At 65.5% G+C, this 8,891-nt stretch carries 8 protein-coding genes; 2 read left to right on the forward strand and 6 right to left on the reverse strand.

Annotation, left to right across the window (positions count from 1 at the left end; translation table 11 throughout):
* Positions 1-70: 70 nt before the first annotated feature.
* The gene (locus PMI40_RS07355) at positions 71-619 is read right to left on the reverse strand and encodes a response regulator transcription factor (protein WP_008113691.1); all 549 of its coding nucleotides are present in this window, start codon (positions 617-619) and stop codon (positions 71-73) included.
* A complete protein-coding gene (locus PMI40_RS07360) occupies positions 616-1,941 on the reverse strand; it encodes an ATP-binding protein (protein ID WP_008113692.1) in 1,326 nt (441 codons plus the stop codon). Before PMI40_RS07360 ends, PMI40_RS07355 begins: the two co-directional genes overlap by 4 nt.
* Positions 1,942-2,170: 229 nt before the next feature.
* Between PMI40_RS07360 and PMI40_RS07365 the strand changes: the two genes are divergently transcribed.
* Positions 2,171-4,351 carry a TonB-dependent siderophore receptor gene (locus PMI40_RS07365; protein ID WP_008113693.1) on the forward strand — a complete coding sequence of 727 codons (2,181 nt, stop codon included), beginning with the start codon at positions 2,171-2,173 and terminating at the stop codon, positions 4,349-4,351.
* A gap of 72 nt (positions 4,352-4,423) precedes the next feature.
* On the opposite strand, the gene PMI40_RS07370 is transcribed toward PMI40_RS07365, so the two are convergent.
* Genes PMI40_RS07370 through mltG form a run of 4 tightly spaced genes read right to left on the reverse strand, consistent with a single transcriptional unit; the run spans position 4,424 to position 7,633 of the window.
* Positions 4,424-4,927 (reverse strand): GNAT family N-acetyltransferase, encoded by a 504-nt coding sequence (locus PMI40_RS07370; protein WP_008113694.1) that lies wholly within the window; start codon positions 4,925-4,927, stop codon positions 4,424-4,426.
* A 35-nt stretch (positions 4,928-4,962) separates the two neighbouring features.
* Positions 4,963-6,000 carry a DNA polymerase III subunit delta' gene (locus PMI40_RS07375; RefSeq protein WP_008113695.1) on the reverse strand — a complete coding sequence of 346 codons (1,038 nt, stop codon included), beginning with the start codon at positions 5,998-6,000 and terminating at the stop codon, positions 4,963-4,965.
* A 6-nt stretch (positions 6,001-6,006) separates the two neighbouring features.
* Positions 6,007-6,615, reverse strand: a complete 609-nt coding sequence (tmk, locus tag PMI40_RS07380; protein WP_008113696.1) for a dTMP kinase — start codon at positions 6,613-6,615, stop codon at positions 6,007-6,009.
* Positions 6,616-6,652: 37 nt separating this feature from the next.
* Positions 6,653-7,633 (reverse strand): endolytic transglycosylase MltG, encoded by a 981-nt coding sequence (gene mltG, locus PMI40_RS07385; protein WP_040501783.1) that lies wholly within the window; start codon positions 7,631-7,633, stop codon positions 6,653-6,655.
* Between the two features lie 201 nt (positions 7,634-7,834).
* Here mltG and PMI40_RS07390 point away from each other — a divergent pair.
* The coding region (locus tag PMI40_RS07390; RefSeq protein ID WP_008113698.1) for a folate-binding protein YgfZ at positions 7,835-8,891 on the forward strand (1,057 nt) is incomplete at its 3' end.

Genomic DNA, 8,891 nt, shown 5'->3' on the forward strand with positions numbered 1-8,891 from the left:
GCTATTGTATCGTCCGCCGGCCGCCGCTGTCGCCCCCGCTCATGTTTGCTTACACGGCGGCGCTGGCGCCTCAGCGCGCCACCGGTCGCTTGCCCAGCTTGCGTTGCAAGGTGCGGCGATGCATGTTGAGCGCGCGGGCTGTCGACGAGATATTGCCCTGATGCTCGGCCAGCACGCGTTGGATGTGCTCCCATTCCAGGCGCTCCAGCGACAGCGGCGTGCCTTCGTCGGGCGCCAGCGCGGGCGCGGTGCCCTGCTCGACCACCTCACCGTGGGCCAGCGCCGACAGGATGGAATCGACATTGGCCGGCTTGGCCAGGTAATTGTCGGCGCCGGCCTTGATCGCCTGCACCGTGGTGGCGATGCTGGCATAGCCGGTCAGCACCAGCAGGCGTGCCGCCGGCAAGGCCTGGCGCAGCGGTGCGATCCATTGCAGGCCGGAATCACGGTCCAGTTGCAGGTCGATGGTGGCGTAGTCGAATGGCTCGCTGCGCGCCGCCGCCAGCGCCTGTTCGCCGCTGTGCGCGACCGTGGCGCGATAGCCGCGCCGGGTCAGCGAGCGCGCCAGCGCGGCGGCGAAGACGTCGTTGTCGTCCAGGATCAGGAACGCCGCGCTCATGGCGCCACCAATGCGAATTCGAGCTCGGCCACGCTACCCTCGCCGGGCGCCGACCGCAGTCGCAGGCTGGCTCCCAGCTGGCGCACGGTCGCTTGGGCCAGCATCAGGCCGATGCCGCGCCCGCCGCTGCGGCTGGGCACCGGGCCATGCCCCAGGCGCGCCAGCAGGCCGGCGTCGATGCCGCAGCCATTGTCGGACACCCGGATGACGGCGCGGCGCGCACCTGCCGTCGCCAGGCTCACCGTCAATGCGCCTGGCTGGTCGCCATCGGCCACGGCGGCGGCCGCATTGTCGAGCAGGTTGAACAGGATCTGGCCCAGCTCGACCGTATCGACGCTGGCGGCCAGGCCCACCCCGTCGGCGCCGATGTCGCGCGTCAGCACCACCCCGGGGTGACGCAGCCGCCAGCCATCGAGCAGTTCGCGCAGCCAGGCCCCGAGCGGCACCGGACGAGCATTGCGGGCCTGGGCATCGGCGTCGAGCCGCATGCTCTCGAGCGCCTGCTTGCACACGGCGATCTGCTGCTCGACCACCAGGATGTCTTCCTCGTACAGCGCCAGTGCCGGATTGCGGGCCATGTCGCGCCGCAGTTCGCCGGCGATCACCGCCACCGTCGACAGTGGCGTATTGAGCGCATGGGCAGCACCGGCGGCCTGGGTGCCGAGCGCCAGGATGCGCTGGCCTTGCAGGTGCTGTTCGCGGGCGGCGGCCAGCATTGCGTCGCGTTCGCGCACGGTGGCGGCGATGCGGGTCACGAACCAGGTGATGAGTAGCGCCGAGATCGAGAAATTGATCCACATCCCGGCCAGGTGCCAGCTCATGGCCTGGTCGTGATCATGGATGTGCAGCGGTCGGTAGAGATTGGCCAGGGTCGAATACCCTGCCAGCGCGCACAGTGTGACGGCCCCTGCATAGGGCCAGGCCAGCGTGGCCGCAGCCGCAGCCAGGGTCGGCAGGTAGAACGACACGAAGGGATTGGTGGCCCCGCCCGAGAAGTACAGCAGGGCCGACAGCAAGGCCACGTCCAGCAGCAGCTGCATGAACAGCTCGCCCTGGCTGGCCGGGCGCGCCGCGCGCATGCGCGCCAGCGTGGCGAGGTTGATCGCCAGTTGCAGCGCGATCAGGCTCAACAGCGGCGCCAGCGGCAAGGCGATGTCCAGCCAGAAGCGCGCCCCCGCCAGCACCAGCAGCTCCCCCGCCACGGTAGCCCAGCGCAGCCAGAACAGGCGCACCAGTACCGGATGATGCGGCCAGGCACCGGAAACCAGCGCGTGGCCGGACGCAGGCGTCGGAGGGGCCGGAATGGTCGGGTCGGTGGACATTGCCGGATTATATAAGCTTGGCCAGGCGTTTCGGTGCGGCATTTCGGCGCGGGGGTGAGCGGCCCGTTTTTGTATTTTCGCCACACCTTTGGGCAACTGCTCAAAAAATCCAGGCATCAGGGCACACTGGAAAGCAAATGTGAATCATTCCTATTTATAATCCGGAACGAAACGTTTTCATCCTTCATGAACGGGACACCAGTTCCTGTAGCCAACCCAGAAAGAATCCATGTCTATTCGTCTCACCCCACTCGCCGCTGCCCTGGCGCTGGCCTTCGTCGCCCCATTGCCAGCGCTGGCGCAAACCGATAGCACCGCTACCACCGGCACCGACGGCACTGCACTGCCGACGGTCACCGTCAACGCATCGGCCGATGCCTCTGCCGAGGGCTTGCCGGCGCCGTATGCGGGTGGACAGGTGGCGCGGGGTGGACGGGTGGGCTTTCTGGGCAACAAGGATTATCTGAGCACGCCATTCAATACCACCAGTTATACCTCCGAGCTGATCAAGGATCAGCAAACACGCAGCGTTGCCGATGTGCTGCAGAACGACCCCTCGGTGCGCATCTCGCGCGGCTTCGGCAACTTCCAGGAGCTGTACATGATCCGCGGCTTCCCGCTGTACTCGGACGACCTGGCCTACAACGGCCTGTATGGTCTGCTGCCGCGCCAGTACGTTGCAACCGAATTGCTCGAACGGGTCGAGGTACTGCGCGGCGCCAGTGCCTTCCTCAACGGCATGACGCCAGGAAGCACAGCCGTGGGCGGCACCATCAACCTGCTGCCCAAGCGCGCCACCACCGAGCCACTGTCGCAAGCCACCGTGGGCTGGGAAACGGGCGGACAGGTCTATACCGCGGCCGATATCGGCCGCCGCTTCGGTCCCGACGAGCGCATGGGCATTCGCGTCAATGCGGCACGCCGCGAAGGCGGCACCGCCATCGATAACGAAAACCGCGAACTCAACTTGGCCTCGATCGGCCTCGATTATCGCGGCAACAGCTTCCGCCTGTCTGCCGACATCGGCTACCAGGAACAGAAGCTGAGGCAGCCACGCCCCAGCGTGACGATCGGCACCTTCATCCCCAATGTCCCCGGCAGCAGCACCAATTACGCCCAGCCGTGGAGCTACTCCGACGAACGCGATATCTTCGGCACCCTGCGCGGCGAATTCGACCTGTCACAGAACGTGATGGCATGGGTAGCTTACGGTAGCCGTTTCGGTACCGAAAGCAACAGCCTGTCGCCCATCACCGTTTCGGCCGCCGATGGCTCGGCCAGCAGCTACCGCTTTGACAATCGTCGGCGCGACTATGTACGCACCGGCGAAGCCGGTATTCGTGCAAAGTTTGCCACCGCCGCGATAAAGCATGAGGTCACCGCGACTGCGTCGGTCTACAAGCAAGATATCAAGAACGCCTATGCGCTGGGCGGCGCGATCACCACCAGCATCTATGCACCGGTGGCCGTTTCGCAACCTGCTACCACCACTGCGGCCACGGATGGCGGTGACATGGCCAATCCGCGTACGACGGAAACCATCGAGTTGACCAGTGTCGCGCTGGCCGACACCCTGTCATTTCTGGACGACCGCCTGCAGGTGACCGCAGGCGCGCGCTACCAGAATATCAAGGACGTCAGCTATGCCTATTTCACCGCCGCTCAGACCGGTGCCTACGACAAGAGCGCCGTGACGCCGCTGCTGGCGGCAGTCTATCGGCTCACCGACAGCGTTTCGGTCTACGGCAATTATTCGCAGGGCCTGCAGAAGGGCCCCACGGCCATTGCCCCGGCAAGCAACGCCGGCCAGGTCTTCGCGCCGTACAAGTCGCGCCAGAAAGAACTCGGCCTGAAGTACGACGGCGGCAAGCTCGGTGGCAGCCTGGCCGTGTTCAGCACCAACAAGCCCAATACCGTGACCGAGAACAACGTCACCAGCCTCAATGGCGAACAACGCAATCGCGGTATCGAGCTCTCTGCGTTCGGCACGCCCATGCGCGGCCTCAAGGTGCTGGGCGGCATTACCCTGCTGGAAGCCAAGCAGACCCATACCCAGAGCGGCACCAATGACGGCAAGGATGCCGTCGGTGTGCCACGTACCCAGGCCAATCTCGGCGCAGAGCTGGATGTGCCTGGCGTGCAGGGCCTGAGTCTGAATGCCCGCGCGGTCTACACCGGGGCGCAGTACGGTACGTCAGCCAACAACTTGCAAATCGGTGCCTGGACCCGCTATGACCTTGGCGCCCGCTACCTGATGAATGTCGGCCAGCGTGTCGTCACCGTGCGTGCCCGTGTCGATAACGTACTCAACAAGAACTATTGGTCGGCCGTGACGCACACCGACTTCAGCGACTATCTGGTACAGAGCACGCCGCGTACCTTCACGTTGTCGGCATCGGTCGATTTCTGACCGCTAGACCAGCTGCCGGATAAGAAAAGGGAAGCCCAGGCTTCCCTTTTTTCATTTACCACCTGCAGTCGTTCACCCCACCCGCTTGCCCAGGATCACCAGGTCCCGCTCCACGCCGTCGAGAGTGGCTACGCGGGGCATGTTGGCCCACTTCTCGAAGGCGAACGCCTCGAACAGCTTCAGGCTCGGTTGGTTATGTCCGAACACGAAACCCAGCAGCGTGTGAACCTTCACCGCCGGGGCATGGGCAATCGCCTGCTCCATGAAGTAACGGCCCAATCCCTGGCCGCGCGCCTGCTCATGGATGTAGATCGACAATTCGGCCGTGCCGGCATAGGCCGGGCGTCCATAGAAGTTCGAAAACGACAGCCAACCGATCACTTGGCCCTCGCGCTCGGCCACCCATAGCGGACGCGCATCGGGGCGGTGTTCGTCGAACCAGGCCTGGCGCGATTCGACCGGTACCGGATCGGTGTCGGCCGTGACCTGGCGCGACGCCACGGTGCTGTTGTAGATCGCCACGATGGCGGGCAGGTCGGCCTGGACGGCCAGGCGATGGGTAAAGGCAGGTCGCATGTATGAATCGATGGCTCAGCGGTGACAGGAAGGTGTTACTTGAACAGGCCGGCGTAGTCGAGCAGCATTTCCTCGATGAACAGCTTGGCCGATAACGGGTGGTCGGCGATGGCGCGGCGCTCGCCCATGCCCTTGAGGGCACGCGACAAGGCCATCACATCGGTGCGCGCGGCCAGCTTCTCGAGCTCGCGCAGATGGCGCGGGTAGTAACGTACCTGCCCCGCCGACATCAGTGCGAACAGGTCGTACAGCCAGCGCTGCAGCCACCCTACCAGCTCGGTTACCGGCACCTTCTGGAACTTGTCGGCCGCCTTGAGCGCGCTGTCGATGCCCGGCTGCGCCAGGTGCCGCAGCCATTCGTCGACAATCTCGCGGTACTCGCCCTGCGCCGCTTCCAGCGCTGCCAGCGGTGCGCCACCCTGCTCGGCCAGCCAGGCATCGGCGTCCTTGACCCCCTGCTGCTGCAGCCAGGCCAGTGCGGCCTCACGCCCCGGCGGCTGCAACGCAAACTTGCGGCAGCGCGAGAGGATGGTCGGCAACAGGCGGTCGAGCCGGTTCGACAACAACAGGAACATGGTGGCCGCGGGCGGCTCCTCGAGGGTCTTGAGCAGGGCGTTGGCGGCCGCCGTGTTGAGCGCCTCGGCCGGGTACAGCACCACCACCCGCATGCCCGAACGATGGGTGGATACGTTCATGAAGTCGGCCAGCGCACGGATCTGGTCGATCTTGATTTCCTTCGAGGGCGCGCGGGTCGCCTTGGCGGTCTTCTTCTCTTCGCCGCTGTCGTCGTCGGGCAATTCGTCTTCGAGCGCTTCCGGGCGCACCCGGCGATAGTCGGGATGATTGTGCTGGTCGAACCAGTTGCACGACAGGCAGGCGCCGCACGCCTGGGCCTGGGCGGTAGGTTGCTCGCACAGCAGCGACTTGGCGAAGGCTTCGACGAACACCGTCTTGCCGGTCCCGCGGGCGCCGTGGAACAGCAAGGCATGCGGCAGCCGCTCGCGCAACTGCTGCAATTGCTTCCAGCTCTCGTGCTGCCACGGCAGCAGCACGCTTGATTGTTCGTTACTCATGGAGGCCTAGAGAGGGGCGACGATGCTGCGCAGTTCGTCCTGGATCGCCGGGATCGGACGGGTCGAATCGATGATGCGGAAACGGCCGGCGAACTGGGCTGCGCGGCGCAGGTATTCGGTGCGGGTGGCGTGGAAGAAATCGGCCTGTTCCTGCTCGAACTTGTCCGGCGTGCGCTCGGCATCGAGCCTGGCCCGCGCCACCTCCAGCGGCACATCGAACAACAGTGTGAGGTCGGGCTGCAGGGCCGGATGCACCAGGCGTTCAAGCGTTTCGAGCTTGTCGCGCGCGAGCTTGCGCCCACCGCCCTGGTAGGCGAAGCTGGCATCGGAGAAGCGGTCCGAGATGACCCAGGCGCCGCGCGCCAGGGCTGGCTCGATCACCTGCGCCAGGTGCTCCCGGCGCGAGGCGAACATCAGCAAGGCCTCGGTCTCGAGGTGCATCTTCTGGTGCAACAGCACCTCGCGCAGGCGTTCGCCCAGTTCGGTGCCGCCCGGCTCGCGGGTGGTGACCACCTCCAGGCCACGCGCACGCAGCAACTCGGCCACGAACGGGATATGGGTTGACTTGCCGGCGCCGTCGATGCCTTCGAAGGTGATGAATTTGCCTGGTGCCATGAAGCGATCGTCGTATTGGATAGGGTGAAATGCGGCTTCAACGCTGGTAGCGATTGACCGCCTGGTTGTGCTCGGAGAGGTTGCTCGAGAAGTGGCTGGTGCCGTCTCCCCGCGCCACGAAGTATAAGGCCTCGGTCTTGTCCGGGTTGAGTGCGGCGGCCAGCGACGCCGCGCCCGGCAGCGAGATGGGCGTGGGCGGCAGGCCGGCACGGGTGTAGGTGTTGTAGGCGGTGTCGGTGGTCAGGTCGACCCGGCGGATCTTGCCCTGGTAGCGATCGCCCATGCCGTAGATCACGGTCGGATCGGTCTGCAGCAGCATGCCGACCTTGAGCCGGTTGGTGAAGACCCCCGCCACCAGGCCGCGCTCGGACTTCTGGCCGGTCTCCTTCTCGACGATGGATGCCATGATCAAGGCCTCGTAGGGCGAGCGGTAAGGCAACGACAGGTCGCGCCGGGCCCAGGCGTCGTTGAGTTTCCTGTTCATCAGCGTGAAGGCCTGGCGATATACCTGCATGTCGCTGGCGCCCTTGGCGAACAGGTAGGTATCGGGAAAGAACAGGCCCTCGGGATGGCTGTATTCGTTGGTCAGCTTGGCCAGGATCTGCTGGTCGGTCCAGTTGGCAGTGTCATGTTTCAAGGCCGGCTGCTCGGCGATGGCGCGGCGCATCTGCTTGAAGCTCCAGCCTTCGATCACCGTCAGCGCCTGCTGGGCGAATTCGCCGCGCACCAGTTGCTGCAACAGGCGGGTGGGCGTGGTGCCGGGCTTGAGTTCGTAGCTGCCGGCCTTGATGCGCGCACCTTCGCCGCTGATGCGGGCAAACAGCGCGAACAGGTCCGGGTTCAGCGGTACCCCGGCCGCGGCGATCTGTTGCGCGGCGCCATTGACGCCAGCGCCGGGCGTGACGGTGAAATCGATCGCCTGTGCCTGGGCGTCGGTGATCGGCTGGCGCGACCAATAGAACCCGGCCGCCGCCACCAGCGCCGCCAACAGCAGCAATGTCAGTAATAGCCTCTTCATACCGAATGCAAAATCCTTGATCCCAAACGCGTTTTTCTCGACATCTCTATAATCTGTGTCAGACAGGCCCCAGCATGCAGCTCGCCGTGATTGGCGAGCACAGTGCTAATGATAATCGCTGGCACGACAGTTGCCTAATCCGCGATTGTCGGTGGCCGTACCTGCCTAACCGCTAATCCGTTTCGCCTGACTCGTTTTCCTATGACAGAACTGACCGCCTCGACCTCCGTCTGGCTCGACTTCCTCAAGCAGCAGGGAGCGCAATTCGACGCCGCCGATGCCACCGCCTTGCTGGGCTTCGGCGCCAGCGCGCCTGCTCCCGAGACGCTGGAAAGCTTCATGGCGCCGTTGACCGGGCTGGGCATCATCGGCGCGGCCGGCGACGACGCCGCCAGTTTCCTGCACAACCAGTTGACCAACGACGTCGAGCGGCTCGACAGCAACCAGGCGCGCCTGGCCGGCTATTGCACCGCCAAGGGGCGCCTGCTGGCCAGCTTCCTGGTCTGGCGCAACGCCGAATCGATCTACCTGCAACTGCCGCGCGCGCTGCAGCCGGCGATCCAGAAACGTCTGCAGATGTTCGTACTGCGCGCCAAGGCCAAGCTGACCGATGAAGGCGCCAATACCGCCATCATCGGCCTGGCCGGCCCGGCCGCGCGCAACGCCCTGGCCGAATGGTATCCGGTGCTGCCGGCCGAGCCCTACGCCAAGATCGACAATGCCAACGGCACGCTGATCCGGGTGGCCGACTCCGCCGGCCACCCCCGCTACCAGTGGATCACCCGGCCCGAGACCGCCATCGGCGCCTGGCCACGCCTGGCGCAACACCTGAGCCCGACCGGGCCCCAGGCATGGCGCCTGTCCGATATCCGCGCCGGCGTGCCGCAGATCATTGCCGGCACGCAAGAGCAGTTCGTGCCGCAGATGATCAACTATGAACTGATCGGTGGCGTCAATTTCAAGAAGGGCTGCTATCCGGGACAGGAGATCGTCGCCCGCAGCCAGTACCTGGGCAAGCTCAAGCGCCGCACCATGCTGGCCAGCATCGATAGCGACACCGCCGCGGCCGGCGACGAGGTGTTCTCGGTGGCCGACCCGGCGCAGCCCTGCGGCATGCTGGTCAACGCCGAGCGCTGCGGCGAGGGGCGCTCGTTGGCGCTGGTCGAGATCAAGCTGGCCGCCGCCGAGGGTGAGGTCCGGCTGGGCGCCGCCGATGGCGCGGCGCTGCATTTCCACGCGCTGCCCTACGCGCTGGTCG

Source organism: Herbaspirillum sp. YR522 (assembly GCF_000282575.1).
Classification (GTDB): domain Bacteria; phylum Pseudomonadota; class Gammaproteobacteria; order Burkholderiales; family Burkholderiaceae_D; genus Herbaspirillum.